This window comes from Lactiplantibacillus paraplantarum, from assembly GCF_003641145.1.
In the GTDB taxonomy this organism is placed as follows: domain Bacteria; phylum Bacillota; class Bacilli; order Lactobacillales; family Lactobacillaceae; genus Lactiplantibacillus; species Lactiplantibacillus paraplantarum.
Window position 1 is genome coordinate 78,096 of sequence record NZ_CP032744.1, and the last position, 18,605, is coordinate 96,700.

General features: G+C 44.8%; 20 protein-coding genes. 9 read left to right on the plus strand and 11 right to left on the minus strand.

Annotated elements, in window-relative coordinates; all coding sequences use genetic code 11:
* Positions 1-3 precede the first annotated feature (3 nt).
* Complete coding sequence (locus LP667_RS00325; protein ID WP_021730392.1) at positions 4-888, plus strand: EamA family transporter; 885 nt, start codon at positions 4-6, stop codon at positions 886-888.
* Between the two features lie 198 nt (positions 889-1,086).
* The gene (locus LP667_RS00330; protein WP_021730393.1) at positions 1,087-1,578 is read left to right on the plus strand and encodes a GNAT family N-acetyltransferase; all 492 of its coding nucleotides are present in this window, start codon (positions 1,087-1,089) and stop codon (positions 1,576-1,578) included.
* A gap of 30 nt (positions 1,579-1,608) precedes the next feature.
* Here the strand turns inward: LP667_RS00330 and LP667_RS00335 are convergent, their stop codons facing one another.
* On the minus strand, positions 1,609-2,283 hold the full coding sequence (locus LP667_RS00335) for a type 1 glutamine amidotransferase domain-containing protein (protein ID WP_021730394.1): 675 nt from the start codon (positions 2,281-2,283) through the stop codon (positions 1,609-1,611).
* Between the two features lie 45 nt (positions 2,284-2,328).
* Complete coding sequence (locus LP667_RS00340; protein ID WP_021730395.1) at positions 2,329-3,333, minus strand: NADP-dependent oxidoreductase; 1,005 nt, start codon at positions 3,331-3,333, stop codon at positions 2,329-2,331.
* 166 nt (positions 3,334-3,499) lie between these two features.
* On the opposite strand from LP667_RS00340, the gene LP667_RS00345 reads away from it, so the two are divergent.
* Entirely contained in the window at positions 3,500-3,823 is a 324-nt protein-coding gene (locus LP667_RS00345; RefSeq protein ID WP_021730396.1) for an ArsR/SmtB family transcription factor, read from the plus strand.
* Between the two features lie 152 nt (positions 3,824-3,975).
* On the opposite strand, the gene LP667_RS00350 is transcribed toward LP667_RS00345, so the two are convergent.
* Both LP667_RS00350 and LP667_RS16645 read right to left on the minus strand, forming a co-directional pair.
* Positions 3,976-5,310 (minus strand): MATE family efflux transporter, encoded by a 1,335-nt coding sequence (locus LP667_RS00350; protein ID WP_021730397.1) that lies wholly within the window; start codon positions 5,308-5,310, stop codon positions 3,976-3,978.
* Positions 5,311-5,512: 202 nt separating this feature from the next.
* Positions 5,513-5,668 (minus strand): hypothetical protein, encoded by a 156-nt coding sequence (locus LP667_RS16645; protein WP_021730398.1) that lies wholly within the window; start codon positions 5,666-5,668, stop codon positions 5,513-5,515.
* 970 nt (positions 5,669-6,638) lie between these two features.
* Here LP667_RS16645 and pepI point away from each other — a divergent pair.
* Complete coding sequence (gene pepI, locus LP667_RS00365) at positions 6,639-7,541, plus strand: proline iminopeptidase (RefSeq protein WP_021730399.1); 903 nt, start codon at positions 6,639-6,641, stop codon at positions 7,539-7,541.
* 94 nt (positions 7,542-7,635) lie between these two features.
* On the opposite strand, the gene yaaA is transcribed toward pepI, so the two are convergent.
* Positions 7,636-8,382 carry a peroxide stress protein YaaA gene (gene yaaA, locus LP667_RS00370; RefSeq protein ID WP_021730400.1) on the minus strand — a complete coding sequence of 249 codons (747 nt, stop codon included), beginning with the start codon at positions 8,380-8,382 and terminating at the stop codon, positions 7,636-7,638.
* 162 nt (positions 8,383-8,544) lie between these two features.
* Here yaaA and LP667_RS00375 point away from each other — a divergent pair, with 162 nt between their 5' ends.
* Positions 8,545-8,979, plus strand: coding sequence for a hypothetical protein (locus LP667_RS00375; protein WP_021730401.1), 435 nt, complete (start codon positions 8,545-8,547; stop codon positions 8,977-8,979).
* A gap of 103 nt (positions 8,980-9,082) precedes the next feature.
* Here the strand turns inward: LP667_RS00375 and LP667_RS00380 are convergent, their stop codons facing one another.
* On the minus strand, positions 9,083-10,726 hold the full coding sequence (locus tag LP667_RS00380; protein ID WP_021730402.1) for a peptide ABC transporter substrate-binding protein: 1,644 nt from the start codon (positions 10,724-10,726) through the stop codon (positions 9,083-9,085).
* A 667-nt stretch (positions 10,727-11,393) separates the two neighbouring features.
* Between LP667_RS00380 and LP667_RS00385 the strand changes: the two genes are divergently transcribed.
* From LP667_RS00385 to LP667_RS00395, 3 genes are all read left to right on the plus strand, one after another.
* Positions 11,394-12,143: a hypothetical protein gene (locus LP667_RS00385; RefSeq protein ID WP_021730403.1), complete on the plus strand. Its 750-nt coding sequence runs from the start codon at positions 11,394-11,396 to the stop codon at positions 12,141-12,143.
* Between the two features lie 104 nt (positions 12,144-12,247).
* Positions 12,248-12,757 carry a hypothetical protein gene (locus tag LP667_RS00390; protein WP_021730404.1) on the plus strand — a complete coding sequence of 170 codons (510 nt, stop codon included), beginning with the start codon at positions 12,248-12,250 and terminating at the stop codon, positions 12,755-12,757.
* A gap of 30 nt (positions 12,758-12,787) precedes the next feature.
* The gene (locus LP667_RS00395) at positions 12,788-13,564 is read left to right on the plus strand and encodes an aminoglycoside adenylyltransferase domain-containing protein (protein ID WP_021730405.1); all 777 of its coding nucleotides are present in this window, start codon (positions 12,788-12,790) and stop codon (positions 13,562-13,564) included.
* Between the two features lie 66 nt (positions 13,565-13,630).
* Here the strand turns inward: LP667_RS00395 and LP667_RS00400 are convergent, their stop codons facing one another.
* The 5 genes from LP667_RS00400 to LP667_RS00420 are packed head-to-tail and all read right to left on the minus strand — an operon-like array spanning position 13,631 to position 17,078.
* Complete coding sequence (locus LP667_RS00400) at positions 13,631-13,864, minus strand: hypothetical protein (protein WP_021730406.1); 234 nt, start codon at positions 13,862-13,864, stop codon at positions 13,631-13,633.
* Positions 13,865-13,882: 18 nt separating this feature from the next.
* Entirely contained in the window at positions 13,883-14,614 is a 732-nt protein-coding gene (locus LP667_RS00405) for an energy-coupling factor ABC transporter ATP-binding protein (protein WP_021730407.1), read from the minus strand.
* Between the two features lies 1 nt (position 14,615).
* The gene (locus LP667_RS00410) at positions 14,616-15,437 is read right to left on the minus strand and encodes an energy-coupling factor transporter transmembrane component T (protein WP_021730408.1); all 822 of its coding nucleotides are present in this window, start codon (positions 15,435-15,437) and stop codon (positions 14,616-14,618) included.
* A complete protein-coding gene (gene cbiM, locus LP667_RS00415) occupies positions 15,412-16,398 on the minus strand; it encodes a cobalt transporter CbiM (RefSeq protein ID WP_021730409.1) in 987 nt (328 codons plus the stop codon). Before cbiM ends, LP667_RS00410 begins: the two co-directional genes overlap by 26 nt.
* A 14-nt stretch (positions 16,399-16,412) precedes the next feature.
* Positions 16,413-17,078: a Crp/Fnr family transcriptional regulator gene (locus LP667_RS00420; RefSeq protein WP_003641710.1), complete on the minus strand. Its 666-nt coding sequence runs from the start codon at positions 17,076-17,078 to the stop codon at positions 16,413-16,415.
* 252 nt (positions 17,079-17,330) lie between these two features.
* On the opposite strand from LP667_RS00420, the gene larA reads away from it, so the two are divergent.
* Positions 17,331-18,605 (plus strand): nickel-dependent lactate racemase, encoded by a 1,275-nt coding sequence (larA, locus tag LP667_RS00425; RefSeq protein ID WP_003641711.1) that lies wholly within the window; start codon positions 17,331-17,333, stop codon positions 18,603-18,605.

An 18,605-nucleotide genomic window follows, 5' to 3' on the forward strand; every position in this document is an offset into this window, starting at 1 on the left:
AATGTGAAGAAAATTGCGCCCCTGTTTGTTGGTTTGGGGGCCGTTAGTTTTGGAATTCCTGCATCACTATTTAAGATTGCACGCCAGCAAGGAGTCGTCAATGGCCCACTGCTATTTTGGTCCTTTCTGAGTGCGGTTGTGATTTTAGGTGTGATTCAAATTTTCCGCCGAGCGCGTTTGCGTAATCAACAAACGAATTGGAAGCAAATCGGACTGGTAATTGCGGCTGGAACGGCTTCGGGATTTACTAACACCTTTTACATACAGGCGTTAAAGCTTATCCCGGTTGCTGTGGCCGCGGTAATGTTGATGCAGGCGGTCTGGTTATCAACATTACTAGGAGCAGTGATTCATCATCGGCGTCCTTCCCGACTGCAAGTGGTTAGCATTGTTTTGGTATTGATAGGCACGATTTTAGCTGCTGGTCTGTTTCCAATTACGCAGGCGCTCTCGCCGTGGGGCTTGATATTAAGTTTTTTAGCGGCATGCTCGTATGCTTGCACGATGCAGTTTACGGCTAGCTTAGGCAATAACTTAGACCCGTTATCGAAAACATGGTTACTGTGTTTGGGCGCTTTCATACTCATTGCTATCGTGTGGTCACCGCAATTAGTTACGGCACCCACCACGCCAGCAACAGTCGGCTGGGGAGTACTGATTGCACTATTCTCAATGGTTTTCCCACTGGTTATGTATTCATTGTTTATGCCGTACTTGGAGCTTGGCATTGGCCCAATCCTTTCTTCTTTAGAATTACCAGCCTCGATTGTTGTTGCATTTGTATTGCTTGATGAAACTATTGATTGGGTGCAGATGGTTGGCGTGGTCGTTATTATCACGGCCGTAATTCTGCCAAACGTGTTAAATATGCGACGAGTTCGGCTATAGTTCAGGTCAATACCAAACTCAAAATGAACATGTTGTACTGGATTCATTTTTAATTTTTGAGTGTACTGTGTTTTTTGTTTCACGTGAAACATTCATCTAATTGATGCTCTTTATGAATAGTTGGTGAATACCTTATTTATATCAATGATTAAATGCGCTTCACTTAAGGATAACTTGAATTGAAAGGTGGTCAGGCTGATGGCGCTAACTTATCGGATCGTCCGCGCTGAAGTAGACAGTGATTTTGGAAAAATTCGACAGTTATATTATGAGACCTGGCAATCAGCCTATCGTGATTTGATGCCCGCAAGTTATTTACAGCAATTAACGCCGGCAACTTGGCACCCGGAACGACGATGGCAAAATATGTTGTTGGCCATGACGGCTACCGGTGAAGTGGTGGGGGTTTGCACATTTGGTCCGGCCAGACATGCGAACTATGAGGGGTGGGGCGAACTGTATTCGCTATATGTTCACCCGCACTATCATCAGCATGGCATTGGTCAGCAGTTAATGATGCAAGCCCATCGCCGCTTGAAGGCAGACTATCCACGGAATTACCTACTTGTTCTGGCAAATAATGCCGTGGCCCAGCGTTTTTATCAACGTAATGGATTTCACGACACTGGTCAGATTTATGTCGATCATGCGCCGTTTGGTGTTTTGCATGAGCGGATTTTTGAAGATTAACGCAAAAAAACGAGCCTTGTGCCCGTTTTTTTATAGTTTAGCAATCAATTGGCGTGCGACCGCGCGTGCTGAGAACGGGTTTTGACCAGTGATCAATTGGCCGTCAGTAATGGCATATTCGCGATAAAATCGATGCTGACTAAAGATAGCACCGTGAGCAGTGGCTCGTTCACGGTTAAGGAATGGGACAATCCGCTGCTTGCCGGCAATCAACTCTTCAGTTGCGGTAAAGCCCGTAATAGTTTTGCCAGCAATCAAGTATTGGCCCGTTTGGTCTTTGATATTTAGGAGGCCAGCAATTCCGTGACAAACGGAAGTCACATACCCACCATGTTGATAAATGGCCAGTGCGATGGCTTGTAACTCAGGGTTGTCCGGAAAGTCCCACATCACACCGTGGCCCCCGGTATAGTAAATAGCAGTGTAATCATCGGGATCGACTTGACTAGGTTTGAGCGTGTTCTTGAGGGCCCGATTAATGAAATCAGGATCTTCATACACGGCCATCGTGGCGGCATCGGTGTATTTCATACTACGCGGGTCAAGGGGTACGAAGCCACCATTAGGACTAACGTAGTCAACAGCAATTTGAGCTTGCTGCATTTCATCGACGAACTCAGCGGCTTCGCCTAACCAAAGACCAGTCGGATCGTTAGTTCCTTGGTAACGGGTGACGTTGGTTTCAACAATTAAAACTTTTTTCATTAAGCATGTCTCCTTAAAAAGACTGATCTGAAGGCCAGTGGTTGGCTAATTAGGTTGAAGACTGATAATGATTTTACCGGTGGCGTGACCAGAATGCGAATATTCTAACGCCTTGTTGATGTCGGCGAGGGGGATAACCCGATCAATAACTGGGTTAATCACGCCCTGTTCAATTAGTTGTCGCAGGCGCACAAGTTGCTGGCTACTAGGTTGCATGAACAGAAACGAGTAGGTAGCCTGAGCTTGTTTTTCTAGTCGACTCAGTTTACGTGTTGCTAGTCCCAATAACCATTGCTTCCATAATGGTAGTCCGTAATCCTTCCCAAAACGCGCGTTGGGAAGGCCGGCAATGCTGACGATTTGACCGCCTGGCTTGATAATTTGAAAAGCGGCTTCGAGGGATCGCCCACCGCGAGTGTCTAACACGGCATCGTAATTGGATAATACATCGGCAAAGTCTTGTTGATGATAGTCAATGATTTTATCAGCACCTAGTGATTGAACGAGGTCAAAATGTTTTGCACTAGTGGTTGTTGCAACGTAAGCACCAAAATATTTGGCCAGTTGAATGGCAATAATCCCAATGCCACCCGAACCGCCGGGAATGAAAACTTTTTGTCCCGGTTGGATGTGCATTATATCGTGCAGTGCTTGGTAACTAGTTAAACCTACTAATGGAATTGCGGCAGCTTCTTCAAAATTAAGGTTGGCTGGTTTCAGTGCGATGGCTTGATGATCAATGGCGATAAATTCGGCAAAGGTTCCAATTCGATCTTTGGGTGCGCGACCGTAAACAGCATCTCCGACTTTAAAATCCGTCACTTGGGCGCCAACAGCAGTAATCGTGCCAGCAAAGTCACTGCCCATAATTAGTGGCATGGGGTATTGCAGTAACAATCTTAGGTCGCCATCTTTGGTTTTTAAATCAATTGGGTTGACGCTGGCAGCAATAATCTTGACGAGAACATCAGTGGGGGCTACTGTCGGAATAGGAACTTCCGTAACCGTGGGGGTTGTTTGTTTATATTTAGTAATAATAGCAGCTTGCATAGTGGACTCCTAACGTATTGGTTTAAAGGTTTAACATCTTGAACAAAGCATGCTGTTGATTTTAGTCGCTCACTTACAAAAAGTCAACGATTAATGCTTGACTTTCAAAATGGGCAAGCGTTAAATGGTTTAATAATACGAACGATATTTAGAGAGGTGTGTTTTCTTGGCAGAACGAACGATGGCAATCTTTAAGAAGGGCGTACCGATTTTTACGATTCTTCAAGACGAAAATCGGCAACGAATTTTGGTGATGCTGTGCCGAACTGACCAGATGACGGTTAACCAAATTACAGCGCAAATCGCCTTATCACGACCGGCTGTATCGCACCATTTAAAATTAATGCTGGATGCGGGTATTCTAGCAGTCAGCAAAACTGGGACGGAGCGTTATTATCGAGCTAATATGACGGCGACCTTAAAATTATTGAAGGACTTGACGGCATCATTAGAGACGGATTTGGCCCGGCCCAAGTCAATAGACAAATGAGCTGTGGCAAAAATAAATAAGGTTGAAAAAACAGGTATTACCAGAATAGAATTTATTCTGGTAATACCTGTTTTTAGTTCACTTAATAGTGAGACTGAGGCGTGTCTGAATAACGCCTTCAAACTAATGGTTAGCCGCACCGCGACGTACTATTAATTTGAGGATGGTACTTGAATATCTTTGAAAGTGTGCCGATAAAGTAGCCAGCCAAGTAGACATGTCAGGACATCGGCAACCGCTTGGGCCCAAATAATGCCAGTTAGTCCAAAGAACTGTGCCAGAATAACAATGGCGATACCTAGTAAGATTGCTTGCCGCGAAAGCGCCATGGCTAGAGCACTCAAACCCGCACCGACTGATTGAAAGACGGTTGTGAACACGAGAATGAAGCCTACTAATGGTGTCGTAATCAGCATTGCTCGCAACATGTGTGTGCCCATAGTGACAATGGCGGGTTGATTCATAAATAATTTAATGAGTTGAGGCGCAAAAATCATTAGGATAATCGCACAAATGGTTGCATAGCCACCTTCGACTTTTAAATCGAAGCGCAACGTTGCCCGCAGTCGTGACCAATTTTTAGCACCGTATGTGTAACCAATTAAGGGCTGGGCTCCAAAAGCAAAGCCGACCATGACCATCATAACGACCATGTAAACTTTTTGAACGATTCCCATAGCAGCCACGGCTTGGGCGCCGTATGCAGCTAAGTAACTATTCAAAATCATCATGCCAAAACTCTGGGTTAGGTTAGTCAGTGAGGCAGGAATCCCAACAGCGACGACGGCTTTCAGGGTTGGCCGTGAGATATGGGCTAACTTTGGTGCTAACGAGAGCGTTTTGGTTCGGCGCATAAAAAGGACTAACAGACTGGTGTTGACCGCGTACCCCAAAACGTTGGCAAAAGCGACGCCCGCAGCGCCCCAGTGAAAACCAAATAAGAATAGGGGATCGAGAATAATGGTCAGTACCGTTCCACTGATGGTCGCAATCATAGAGAGCTGGGCCAGTCCTTCGGTTCGAATAATATTACCAGGAACCAATGAAACGACAATGAAGGTTGATCCTAATACCAGAATACGATAAAAGTCGGCAATGTAGGGGCGGGTAGCTGCCGTGGCACCCAGTAATCCTAAAATCGGTTGCTCGAATAGTAATAATAAGGCTGTTAGTACTAAGCTAAGCGCAATCGCAATATAAAAACAGAAGCTACTGATCCGTGCACTCTGGTGATAATCATGACGACCAAGAACCCGTGAGATAACGGCGCTCCCACCAAGACCAAAAATATCACCAACTGCTAACATAAACGAAAATAGCGGACTACCGAGGGCAATACCGGCAACTAAATCAGCATTACCAGTCTGAGCTACAAAAAAAGTATCTGCTAGGTTGTAAATCATGCTGGCAACCATGCCAAGAACAACGGGAAAGGCTAAGTGAAAATAAGCTTTGGGAATCGGGGCCTTCTCAAATAAATCATTCATAAAAATAAGTCACTCCTTCTCTGAACGGTCGGTCGAAGCGTGACTAGACGAACAGAAAGATAATATAAGTTAATGATACGCTTGACTGTCAAGCTGCTCAAGGTGACAACCTGGGAAGGTCAGTTAGCTGGAGGAACGACAAAAAAGCATTGCCTAGTGTTATTAACAGCAATGCGAAAAATTAACGTGAATTTTTAAGAGATTAACGTAAGTCGATTTGGTGTAGGTTAGCCGGCATCTGACCAATATGATGGCCGACCGTTCCTGCGTGCATCGCTTGAGCACCACTGATAAAATGTGCGCCAGTGGCTGCAATTAATCCCATTCCTAACACTGTAATAATACTTAATACCATCATTATTCACCCGCTTCTGATTATTTCTGCACTTCTATTGTAGCGCTTACATTGTCGTTGTCATTTGAGTTGTATTAGAATGGAATTAAGGTTTTCACTTTTTCGGGTGGACATCAATATTGGCATAGAGTTAAGTCTGCACGGTGCTAGTTAATCTGCCATGAATCATGATTAAGACGTGCCATTTTTGTAAGTTCAAAAGCAGCCAGCTTAGGTCCGCTGGAAACAGTGCGAGTTAGCGTAAACTTGCTTAGTTAATGTGTCTTACGCCGACCTCCAGGCATTTCTGCCAATTGCCGGAACGTGGTGGGCACAGATTTGAGCCGAAAACCCACGTCTCAAATACTGGCCTTTCACTAACCAAGCACAGGACGCTTGCTAAGTGAAATTTCACCACTGGGCATTGTCAGAAACGCCTTCCAGTCGGGATAGCGTTCGAATGGCTGACAAGGATATACCCAACTTTTGCTGAATTTGTCGTTGTTTTTCATAAACGTTAATTTTATCAATCAACTGTCAGATTGAAAAGGTCTTGTGATAACTCACTATTTCTGAATTACCGTAGTAATAATTGAATATTTCGAAAAAGTGGAGAAGGCACTCTGATATTTAACTTAAAGGGTTCAGTATCAAAATAGCCAACGACAAATTGTACTGAGTTCAGTGGCCGTTCATCAGCCATTCGAGCGGCTTCCCGACTGGAGGGGCTGGTGACAATGCTCAGTAGCCAAATTATTCTTAGCTGGAAGTGGGTTGCTTCCGGCTTAGAATAAGACTCGTATTTGAGACTGGGCGGGTTGTGCACGGGCTCAAATCGACGTCGGCTTACGTTCCAGCAATTGTCACCCAGCCCCGGAGGTCGGAATCGGACGCGCATTGCTGACGAACAGGAATCCATCTGTTTGGCACGTTTTAATCAAGGTTAATGCTAAATAGCGGCTAGCATAACGCGTCAAAAGTATAAAATTTAGAAATGAAAGTGAGTGGTATTTTGGACGTGCAAGAAGGTTACATGCCATTCCATGGCTATCAAACGTATTACCGAATCGTGGGTGACCACTCTTCAACTAAAACACCACTAGTCTTATTACATGGTGGTCCAGGATCAACGCATAATTACTTTGAAGGTTTTGATGACCTGGCCGCTCAAACGAGACGACCGGTTGTGATGTATGATCAATTAGGTTGTGGACGCTCATCAATACCTGATGATGCGCAATTATGGCAAGCAACAACTTGGGTGGCAGAGTTACAGGCGTTACGTACGTATTTAGGTTTAGCCGAGATTCATTTGTTAGGGCAATCCTGGGGCGGCATGCTAGCTATTATTTATGCTTGTGACTATCACCCCGAAGGTATTAAAAGCCTGATTTTAGCCAGTACCTTGTCCTCGGCCCAACTGTGGGCCCAAGAACAGCACCGAATGATTCGGCTAATGTCCCCGGTAGACCAGGTCGCTATTGCGGATGCGGAACGGCAGCAAAATTTTACGAGTGCCGCCTATCTGACTGCTAATCAACATTTCATGGAACAACATGCTTCGGGACCAGTCACTGATGCGGACCCCGAGTTTCTACGGCGATCGAAACATGCAGGAACTACAGCCTACCGTGTGGCATGGGGACCTAATGAATATAATCCAACGGGGACGTTAGCGGATTATGAATATACTGAGAAGTTACGCCAATTGCAGGTACCAACTTTAGTGACCAGTGGGACTGACGATTTGTGTACACCATTAGTTGCTAAGACGATGGTGGATCACTTACCCAATGCGACCTGGACATTATTTCCGCATAGCCGACACATGGCATTTATTGATGAGACGCCGGTCTATATGGCGCGCTTACAACGATGGCTGGTGGCGCATGACTAGAAAAATGGTGCAAATCATTTCCCGGGAAATAAAAGTAAAAATTAGAGTTACTAAAACAAACACGATCACCAATCAGTCGATGATCGTGTTTGCTTTAGTGTTGGTAAATAAAGACCAATTGATTGGCTGATGAGCGGGTGGCATCAAATTGATAATCAGGATGGTCAAATGTGCGAATGGTGGCTACATCGGTGATTTGATGTTCAGCCATAAAGCGCACCATCGCACCGCGTGCCATTTTAGCTAGGGTTGCTTTAGTTTTTAGCTTGCCGTCAACGAGACTTGCAAAGACAATATCAATCATCATTTGGTGCGGAGCCAGATAAGGTGTAATGGTCTTGGCATACTCTTGAGAAGCGAGATTGATAATTGGTTCTGGCTCGGGGGTCAAGGCCTGATAGAGTTGATTGCCCCAAAATTCATAGAGGTTCTTCGCCTGACCGATGGCTAACCGTGCTTGCATCTCTAGCCGATAGGGGACGATACCATCGAACGGCCGGAGAATACCATAAAATCCTGATAGTATTCGCAAATTTGCTTGAAGGTAATCAAGAGCTGATTGGGTAAAGACGTCTGGGGCCATGTAGCGGTACTGAATACCACTATAACTGAGAATAGCGGGAGTCCGATTGCGGGTTAAGTCAACTTTTTGAAGCCAATCATAGTTTGGCTGTGCCAGCTTATCGCTGCAATGCCATAAAGTCTTGGCCTCAGAATAGCTGAGGTGTTGTAATTGGGTTAACAATTGTTGCGTCTGATCAAGATAGATTGGTTCAGTTAAGGTTGGAAAGGCATCTTGATCAATAATCATTTTTTTTGCAGGTGCAATGATAATTTTCATAAGGCCACTACTTTCGAAGAGTTGCTTTCATGATGATGAAGAGATTAAATCAAAAATTAATCTATAGAAATATGATAGCACATCAAACAAACATACGTTCCTTAAATTGTAAATTGCGGTATAATAGAACTAATAATCTGATTATCGAAGGAGTCTATTAATATGGATATTTCACTACTAAAACAAGTGGTTCAATCGACCAATAAGATTGCGCTTAGTACGGCGGTCAATAATGAAGCCGATGTTAAAATTGTCAACTTTGTCTGGTACGAAGATCAACCAGATACGTTATATTTCTCATCAGTCAAGACGAGTCCCGCTTTGAAAGTCTATGAACAGAATCCTGATATTGCGTTTATTACGATTCCTAACGATGGAACGGCCGGTAATCCATATTTGCGGGCACAACACGTTAAGTTACAGCGGTCAACGAAGACAATGACGGACTTGCTACCCCAATATTTAAAAACGGTTCCGAATTATCAACAGGTTTGGGATGCTATCGGGTCAACGTTAGTCGTTTTTGAGTTAAAACTGACTGATCTTTTTGTTGACGCGGGTGTTGGTGGCGAGAAGCAAACATTGACTTTTAATTAAAACTAGATTTCTATATTAAAAAGCGTTTCAAGACCGGCTTGGGTTAAGCTATGGTCTTGAAACGCTTTTTGGGTTGACAAAGTTAAAACTAGTTACGATGGCATTACTTCACGTAAGCGGTTCGATAATTGGCGGCACCGCTGAAATCATTGTAGCTGACGCCCCGTAAATGTGACTTAACGAGCAGGTGTGAACGGCCCTCATAGAGAGGGGTAACGGCCTGATCGGTTAGCGCTGTTTTAGCGGCTTGGACTAAGTCCTGATAGCGCTTGGTCGCGTTCAAAGCATCTGGACCATCGGCGGCTTGCATCGCCTGATCATAAGCCTTGCTTTGGTAGTGGCCCATGTTGGAGTTGCTGTCAGCAGTCAAAATCGATAATGATTGTGATGGGTCGGCAAAATCCATACTCCAGCTAGTTAGGTTAAGCTGGAAGGCCCCCTTAGAAACTTTTCCCAGCATTGCAGTAAATGGCATCGCCTTGATTGTTACCTTCAGTCCGGGGAGATGACTGGTCAATTGTCCCTGGATGAATTCAGCGACCTGATGTGAGTTGTCATCATCACCGCAAGTAATCGTCAGGGTTAACTGCTTTTGGCCTAGTTGTTGTTGCGCTTTACGATAGGCCGTCCTTGCCTGCTTTAGATTATAACTGACAGTACCGGCAACGGTCGCGTCATTGACAAAGTCGGCACCAGTTTTGGGATTCTTAGCCATATTGTGCACGCCAAAACTTTTGGCTGGAAGCGAACCATTTTCGAGAACTTTGTTGGTCAGTTGCGACCGGTTGATGGCTAAGGATAAAGCGGTGCGGAGTTCACGGTTGGCAGCCACGTGGTCATGGTGATTGTACTGAATAAAGCTGATTTGACCACCCGCAAGTGTTTTGAGTTCTTGATTGTTTTTATTTTGGACACTCTGTTCACCGTTAAGTGTCACACTATCTAAATGATTAGACTGATATAAGTTATAGGCAGTCGTATTGGACTTGATAACCTGATAATTAATTTGGTGCAGCTTTACCAGCTGGTGGTCGTAATAAGTTGGATTCTTTTTTAGCGTCCAAGTGTTATTAGTCCCGGTCCAGCCAGTAAGCGTAAACGGCCCGTTATATACGGTTGTCGCGGCGGAAGTCCCATACTTCTTCCCATATTTGTTAACCGCATTTTGATTGACTGGATAAAAGGTCGAAACGGCTAAAATCTTTTTAAAGTAGGCGACGGGTTTACTTAACGTAATCGTTAATTGATAGTCACCATTAGCTTTGACACCGAGGGTTGATGGCTTTTTCTTGCCAGCTGCAATAGCGTCGGCATTTTTGATGTTCGTGAAGACATAGGTGAATTCAGATTTACTTTTAGGATCAAGGGTTCGTCTCCATGAATAGACAAAGTCGTGAGCGGTCACCTTGTTACCGTTACTCCAGCGCGCATCGTGGCGTAATTGAATGGTGTAGGTATGCCCATTATTGGTGACAGTCGTCTTAGTAGCCAAGGCGTTGACCGGTTGGCTCTGACTATTCAGCCGATAGAGCCCTTCGTCAACTTGGGTGACTTGGCTATTAGAAACGCTGTCCGTCATTTTAGCAGGATCTAAGCTCATAATTTCTGAGCTAGCTGATAGATTGATAACTTGTGATTGTTTAGTCGTAGCTGAGTGCGAGTGGGCGTTGACGGTAAACCCGATGCCGCCAATAATGGCCACGCTGCTGATTGTTAAAATTAATTTGTGTGTTCCGGATAAACTCATGATTAGATCCTCCAAAAGAATAATTGTATTTGGTTAGTTTGATCCATGAGTTTTGCCATCGTTTTGTGACCATTGATTTCACCCCGTTTTTATCGTCAAAAAAACCGTCCTTATTCAGCCAATGCTGCGTTAAGGACGGTTTGATAACCGCGGTGCCACCTTAATTGAGTGTTCGCCAATTTAGCGATTAAATCACGCGTACACTCCTACTCCATAGGAAACTAACATTTCCCTGACAACTGACGTATGTCGCACGTCTTTCCGTACTCTTAACTGGCGTTAATTTCGGCAAAGCCCTCGGTGGTCCATTTAATTACCTGCGTTCGGCCATACTCTCAGCAACGATGACTCTCTGTGCGGGCACGATAATCTTGATCTCCACCTCATTGGTTTATAAGGACGATATTTTGTTGAAATGAGTATACCGCTTTAGAAAATCAGTTGTCAAGAGCCGGAAAAATATTGTTAAGCTAAATTCAGCTAGATAGAAAAATAGGCATTAGTCAGGACGATCGGCTTGATAGAGTTGCCAAGATGATATTGAGTAGCAAGTTTAAATTTTCTTCGTACGCATTAATTGCTTTCATTGTGTGGTAATAAAAATTATAATGACATCAAAGATGAAAACGGATTCAAAAATGTTTAATAAAGTTTAGGAGGGCTAATCATGAGTTTTAGAGTGGTTGCTGGTTATTTCGGTGAGTTTAGTGATGAGGCCAAACAGGCTAATCAAGACTTAGGCGTGATTGGGATGTCGTTTCAGTATCAATGTAATCTCGTTTATTCAGAAGGGGCGGGACCGAACTTTGGTTTTCGGACGGACACCCAGGCGATTGATGTGTTCGATGCGCTAAAAGTTGGCTACGATGGCTTTAAAGTGCAGGCCGGCCTAGTTAAAGCGATGGGATTAGTTGATTATCAATTGGTTGGTGGCCGTTACGAATTAGTTGGTCATGACTTTCGGGAATTGTCGTTGGCCGAAATCAATACGAACTTGGAGGCAATGCCCGGACTTTTGGCTCAGGGACCAATGCCGGTTCGTTATGTAACTTATCGTCGGACGGATGACCCCATCGATGTTGTTGGTTTTAGTGGTAACTGGGCGCTGGGGGACAGCGTTGGTTTTCGACAGTTAAGTGAGACATTAGCAGAACCACTGCAAGCACCATTGGCAGAACTGATTACAGCAATTGATCAGCTTGGCTTAACATTACAACAAATTGATCTGCCTACACCGCTAAATTCAACGTCACTTCCGCCGCATTTGAGTGCTGATGCTCATCAGGCAAACGTTGACGTGTGGGTGGCACTAACACAGCCACAGGGGGACGAGCAGCAGGCTTTGCAGGCTATTCGTGTCGCTCAGGAATGCAATCAAAAGTTGCGTGAAGCACTGACCCGTGTTTATTTGAAGTAGGATGTTTCACGTGAAACAATTGGTGATGTGCAATCCGTTATTTTCTTTAGTGTGTTGTATGATATGATACGCACGAACCGTAGCACATCTTCACGGGAGAAAATATGTTATTAGAGACTTATCAGCATCGCTCATTTATTAAACAATCTGGCAATATTTTAACGACGTCGCGATCGCGCGAAACACCTTTTGAGATTGGCTGGAACACTGAAATTCGAGCATATGAATGGTTGCGTCAGCAGTATCAGCAACACCGGGTGAGATTAAACAGGCAACATGCGTTGATTTGGGCGTGGCCGCAATCAACGATTAGTTATCCAATTGTTCCGCATACCGATCGCCGGGTAGCCATTGTGCATCTCTGGCTCGACGTCCCTGATGAATTGGTATTATTAATGAACTTTGAGGCCTGGACGATACCGCTCATAGGTGCGCGATTTATGGAAGATGATAATATTCCCATCGAACGTGATTGGGAAAAACTTTTCGATGAAGCGTGGCTGATTCAGCATGAATATGCAGCCAGCGATGATTGGCTGGATCATCAAGCGGTTTTTCCTTACGTGGATCGTGCTTGGATCAAGCGCATTAAGTATCTTCGCGGTTACCGCTAAGTTTAAGTCATAGGGAGGCGTGGTCTTGCGATGCTATCAACACCACATTTATTACAAGCAATTCAACAAACGACCACCGCAATTTTAAAAACAAACCTAGTTGGTATTTACCTGCACGGGTCCTACGCCTTAGGCTCATATAACGAGCAAGTCAGTGATTTAGACTATCTGATCGTTGTTCGGCGACCGTTAACGTTAGCTGAAAAACAGCAGTTAATGACAGCTACCATAACGCAATTGTGGCCATTAGCGCCACACAAAGGTTTGGAGTTTCACGTGCTGTTACTTAGCGTGACTCAGCATTTTGTGCATCCTTGCCCGTTTGATTTCCACTTCTCAAAATATCATTATGAACGTTATCAACAGGCACCACAGGCCTACCTAAAGGCAATGCACGGTACTGACCCTGATCTTGCCGCTCATTTAACGGTTGTGCGAGCAGCTGGACAAGTCTTGCTTGGGCCAGCCATTACTACTGTCTTTGGTCCAGTTCCTGCGGCGGACTACTGGGACAGTATCAAATCTGATATTGCGAATGCAGAAACGGCGATCGTTCAGTTACCGATGTATACGGTATTGAACCTGTGTCGAGTTCGGGCTTACCAACAAGACCAGTTAATTGTTTCTAAGCAGGCCGGGGGTGAATGGGGGTTACAACAGCTGCCAACACAGTGGCATCCATTGATCAGGCAGGCGTTAGCAGCCTATGCTGGTCAACAGGACGAACAGGTTATACGATGGTCACGACCAAACTTAGTGGCGTTTGCACGAATCATGTTGGCCGAGTTGGGTTTAAAATCAGAATAGTTTGTAAGTTTAACAAAAATGCTTACTAGTGATTAATCACCAGTAAGCATTTTTGTGTTCACCAACTTAAAGTCGGCTGTTATAAATCAAGAAACTAATGTAGCAAGTATCGCCATCTGGTAAATCATAGCCGGTATTTGTATTGCTACCGTCGTTTTCGTGTAAAACCACGAATTCACCTGAACCGTAATCTTGATCGTTTAAATATTTCACTAAACGTTCATCACATTCAGCTAAAGTCTTGCCGGTAACAACGCGCCGGTTCCAACCACGATGGATTTCAGTATTTGGATTAAGCATTTTCTCAACTCCTCTTAGCTATAAAGTCATCAATTGCGCTTGCCGAGCGGGCTGCCGATCAAGATCGGTACGCGTTAGGTCAGCGTCGATTTGGTGGGTACTGTTAAAAATAATGAAACGTTCACCAACGGCTTGGACTTGCTGGTAGTTATGGCTTGCCATGATGATAGTTTTGCCGGCAGCTTGTAGCCGTTGCAGTAGGGTTAGCATTTGCTGCTGAGCGGCAATCGTCAGGCCGTTCAGCGGCTCATCTAACAATAAAATTTCGGGGTTCAAAGCGAGGACGCTAGCTAGTGCCACGCGCTTTTTTTCACCACCCGAAAGTTGGTAGGGAACCCGGTCTGCCAAGTTAGCACAGTCTGTTAATTGTAAACAATCAGTGACGCGTTGTGCAACCATGGCTGCTGACAAACCTAATTGTCGGGGGCCAAAAGCAACTTCTTCAGTAACCGACGTGTTAAATAATTGAACGTCAGTATTTTGAAAGACCATGCCAATCTGCTGGTGGAGTTGTTGCCGTTGCTGGGCATCAGCTAAATAAGTAGCGGTAATGGCCTGGTCATGGAGCTGATAAGTGCCACTAGTTGGACTAGCTAAGCCACTCAAAAGGCGTAAGAGTGTTGACTTTCCAGATCCATTAGGTCCCATTAAGCAGACGAAATCACCTGCATGGACCGTTAAGTTGAGATTTTTCAAGCCACACGTATCAGGATAATCATAGCAAATATTTACCAATTTAATCAATACCACGTTAATGCCCCCAAAAAATAAATAGTACCCAAACGATAATTGCTGGACTTAGCGCTAAATAATCGCGCCAATGAGTATGGCTAACAGCCGGATGCGCGTAGTGACCATTGAAACCGCGTGCTTCCATGGCGGCGTACAGTTCTAGGGCGTAAGTGTAGCTTTTGAGATATAAGTTGCCAAATAATGCCCCAATCAAACGGTATGGGTGAGCAGCTGGTGCAACTGTCCGCAATTCTAGTGCTTCCATCGTCAGCAATAGATGTTGGCCGAGCATTCGTAAGTACGTGATCGCAATGGCCAAAGTCATAATTAATAAATCAGGGCAATGGAGTGCCTTCAAGCCAGTCAATAAGTCTTGAAATGGTGTGGTTAGGCGGTAATACTGAGCGTTTGCCAGCATTAGACTAGTTTTAAGACCAAAGAATAATAGCGTGGTGGGACCGGCCAGCCAGTAACTCGGTAGCACGAATAGCAGGGCTGCACCGACACTGATCAACCAACTACCCATAAAATGGCGTAGCTGATGCGGTGGTAACCATAGTAACTGGCACCCAACTAAGAGTGCTAGGCCCCACAACAGAAGGGGATTATTAATCAGTGCAATTAAAATAACCAGTAGCAGTAATCGAATTAATTTGAATTGCGGTGCCACGTGCCAGCGGGAAGCCACTGCTACTGGCGCGGGTTGGGCGAGGCGGTGGAGTAATTGCCGCAAATGTTGTTGATTGCGGTGCCAGAACTTCGCTTTGGTTGGCGGAGTTGGGGTTGTCGTCGTTGTTTGCAACCAAGCTGGAATATCAGTGTTGGGACGTATCGGTTTCATGTTGAAGGCCTCGAATCAAAAGTAGAAAAATCAAAACAGCGGTAATAGCCGATAAAATATAGCCGACACTGACTGGTAAGCCCGCAATGGCGTAATCACTGAACAGCGCCTGAAAATGGAACCCGTGGACCATTCCTTGAGGCGCGTGAGTACTCATATGCTGTTGTGCCAGTCGTTGTTGCAATTCTTGGGGACTCCATTCGCCCCAGGCCGTATTGCTAGCCAACAAGCCTAATGGTGATAGCACGGCTAATCCTAGCAACAGGGCGATCCATGGGCGTTGGTTGCGGCGAGTGGGCGTCTGATAGAGGTTAGTTGGTGCGACCCGTTTTACAAATTGAAAGACGAGTAGCGTGAAAACAACTTCAACCCAACCGGCCACTAATAAGTGGGCAGTCAGCATTGCAGGCACGGTAATATTGAGGCCGTACGGGCAGTATAAAGGTGCGCCACTTGCCGTATGAGCAAGTAGCGGTTGCAATCCTAGTTCAATACCAGCCACCAACGCAGCCATATTGATACCTAAATAAGCGCCAATTGCGAGCCCTAGTTTTTCGTGATGCCATTTTTGACCTAAGCGATAGCAGGCGTAGCCGACAAACGGCATGATGACCGCCATATTCAACGCATTGGCACCGAATGCTAAAATCCCGCCGTCACCGAATAATAGGGCTTGTAGTAGTAATGTCACGGTCAGCGCAAGACACGCCGCCCATGGGCCAATTAAGACAGCTAGCAGGGTTCCCCCGACCGCATGAGCCGTGGTCCCACCTGGAATCGGCAAGTTGAACATCATAATTAAAAAAGCCAATGAAGCGGCGATGCCGAGCATTGGCAGGGTTTCATGATGTTTTTTGATTTGAACTTTAACTTTTAAAACGGCGACGGTCCAGACGGGAGCCATCGCGGTGACCAACGTTCCGCAAGTTGCGGGACTTAAATAATTATCCGGAATATGCACGGATGAGCACCTCACTAATTTGCAATTTGATCTAAGAGGTAACTAACATCTTGAATAATAAATTTGTGATTTTTGACCGTAATGACGCCGTCTGTTCGTAATTCCTTGAGCATCCGGTTGACACTGCTCCGGGAGCTAATACCACAGAAACCGGCAATGTCGTCATTGGTGACCACAAAGTCAATCAGAATCCCTTCGTTAACTTTTCGTCCGAACAAATCAACAAGACTATAGATAAAGGCACAAATGGCTCCTTTTTTACCGTTCATGACCATCCGTTGCAGTCGAAGAATGTTTTCGGACAACTTTTTACGGTAATAATTTTTAACGTAGTTTTGCAGTTCGGGCGTGCTGTTGACGTACTTCCAAAAAGCGACCCGGTTGACTTGATAGAAAGTGGCGTATTCGGACTCAATACGGACGTTAAACGGTTGGTCCGTAGAACGAGAAACTTCATCACGCAGCAGGGAGATCACGTCGGGCTTGGCAATATAAGATAAATTATATTCGCGACCGTCTTGTAAAATAATGCTGTTTTTGATGATGCCGTCCTTTAAGACGTACGTATAGTGTTCGGCTAAACCATGATAAGTCAGGTAAGTATGCCGCTTTTTCTTGATTGTCGGCACGTGATGGGCTTCCAAATAACTTAGTAAATATTCAATATCGGTTAATACCATCTTAGTTTTTCAGTTCTTTCGTGAATAATTTTTAAGGTTGAGGTCAGTAAAAATAGCGATTCTCAACAGTAATCACGACGGTAACGCTACTTAAGCATAGCGGTTTTCATGATTGTGACAATCGCATTTAAAGTATACATTTGTTAACTATTTTTGAAAACTTAAAATGTAACGGACAAGTTATCCGTCTTCTAGTATAACAAAACGTGCATGTAAAAATTAGTTTTTAGAGAAAGAGGATGGCTAAAAGTCATGGTTGCAATTGATTTACCATATGACAAGCGCACAATTACGGCTCAGATTGATGATGAAAATTACGCCGGTAAGTTAGTGTCGCAAGCTGCAACATATCATAACAAATTATCAGAACAGGAAACGGTCGAGAAGTCGCTGGATAATCCAATCGGCTCCGATAAGCTGGAGGAACTTGCTCGTGGGAAGCACAATATTGTGATTATTAGTTCCGATCACACGCGCCCAGTTCCTTCACATATTATCACCCCGATCCTATTGCGGCGGTTACGGTCAGTGGCGCCCGATGCACGGATTCGGATCCTCGTAGCTACTGGTTTTCATCGGCCATCAACCCACGAAGAATTAGTGAATAAGTATGGTGAAGACATCGTCAATAACGAAGAAATCGTGATGCATGTCTCAACCGATGACAGTAGTATGGTCAAGATTGGCCAATTACCATCTGGCGGCGATTGCATTATTAACAAAGTCGCTGCTGAAGCCGATTTGTTAATCTCCGAAGGCTTTATCGAATCACATTTCTTTGCTGGCTTTTCAGGTGGTCGGAAGTCCGTTTTACCTGGGATTGCTTCATACAAGACGATTATGGCGAACCATTCCGGCGAATTTATTAACTCACCGAAAGCCCGGACCGGTAATTTAATGCATAATCCGATTCATAAGGATATGGTGTACGCTGCTCGGACCGCTAAACTCGCCTTTATTATCAATGTTGTTTTAGATGAAGACAAAAAAATCATTGGGTCATTTGCCGGTGACATGGAAGCTGCTCATAAAGTGGGCTGTGACTTTGTCAAAGAACTTTCTAGTGTGCCAGCCATTGATTGTGACATTGCGATTTCGACGAATGGTGGTTATCCGCTTGATCAAAATATTTATCAGGCCGTTAAAGGAATGACCGCTGCTGAAGCAACGAACAAAGAAGGCGGCACGATTATTATGGTCGCGGGTGCTCGTGATGGTCACGGTGGCGAAGGGTTTTATCACAACTTAGCTGATGTTGATGATCCTAAGGAATTTTTGGACCAAGCAATCAATACGCCACGGCTTAAAACCATTCCTGACCAATGGACGGCCCAAATCTTTGCTCGAATCTTAGTTCATCATCACGTGATTTTTGTGTCAGACCTCGTTGATCCTGATTTGATTACGAATATGCACATGGAACTGGCCAAGACGTTAGATGAAGCCATGGAAAAGGCCTATGCGCGCGAGGGTCAAGCCGCTAAAGTGACGGTTATTCCTGATGGTTTAGGCGTTATTGTGAAGTAG

Coding starts and splice junctions, on each gene's coding strand:
- LP667_RS00395 (WP_021730405.1), top strand. CDS start 12,788: ATGCTATCAACACCACATTTATTACAAGCAATTCAACAAACGACCACC.
- LP667_RS00335 (WP_021730394.1), bottom strand. CDS start 2,283: ATGAAAAAAGTTTTAATTGTTGAAACCAACGTCACCCGTTACCAAGGA.
- LP667_RS00410 (WP_021730408.1), bottom strand. CDS start 15,437: ATGAAACCGATACGTCCCAACACTGATATTCCAGCTTGGTTGCAAACA.
- LP667_RS00330 (WP_021730393.1), top strand. CDS start 1,087: ATGGCGCTAACTTATCGGATCGTCCGCGCTGAAGTAGACAGTGATTTT.
- LP667_RS16645 (WP_021730398.1), bottom strand. CDS start 5,668: ATGATGGTATTAAGTATTATTACAGTGTTAGGAATGGGATTAATTGCA.
- LP667_RS00390 (WP_021730404.1), top strand. CDS start 12,248: ATGTTATTAGAGACTTATCAGCATCGCTCATTTATTAAACAATCTGGC.
- LP667_RS00375 (WP_021730401.1), top strand. CDS start 8,545: ATGGATATTTCACTACTAAAACAAGTGGTTCAATCGACCAATAAGATT.
- LP667_RS00350 (WP_021730397.1), bottom strand. CDS start 5,310: ATGAATGATTTATTTGAGAAGGCCCCGATTCCCAAAGCTTATTTTCAC.
- LP667_RS00400 (WP_021730406.1), bottom strand. CDS start 13,864: ATGCTTAATCCAAATACTGAAATCCATCGTGGTTGGAACCGGCGCGTT.
- LP667_RS00380 (WP_021730402.1), bottom strand. CDS start 10,726: ATGAGTTTATCCGGAACACACAAATTAATTTTAACAATCAGCAGCGTG.
- larA (WP_003641711.1), top strand. CDS start 17,331: ATGGTTGCAATTGATTTACCATATGACAAGCGCACAATTACGGCTCAG.
- yaaA (WP_021730400.1), bottom strand. CDS start 8,382: ATGAAAATTATCATTGCACCTGCAAAAAAAATGATTATTGATCAAGAT.
- LP667_RS00420 (WP_003641710.1), bottom strand. CDS start 17,078: ATGGTATTAACCGATATTGAATATTTACTAAGTTATTTGGAAGCCCAT.
- LP667_RS00385 (WP_021730403.1), top strand. CDS start 11,394: ATGAGTTTTAGAGTGGTTGCTGGTTATTTCGGTGAGTTTAGTGATGAG.
- pepI (WP_021730399.1), top strand. CDS start 6,639: ATGAAAGTGAGTGGTATTTTGGACGTGCAAGAAGGTTACATGCCATTC.
- LP667_RS00340 (WP_021730395.1), bottom strand. CDS start 3,333: ATGCAAGCTGCTATTATTACTAAATATAAACAAACAACCCCCACGGTT.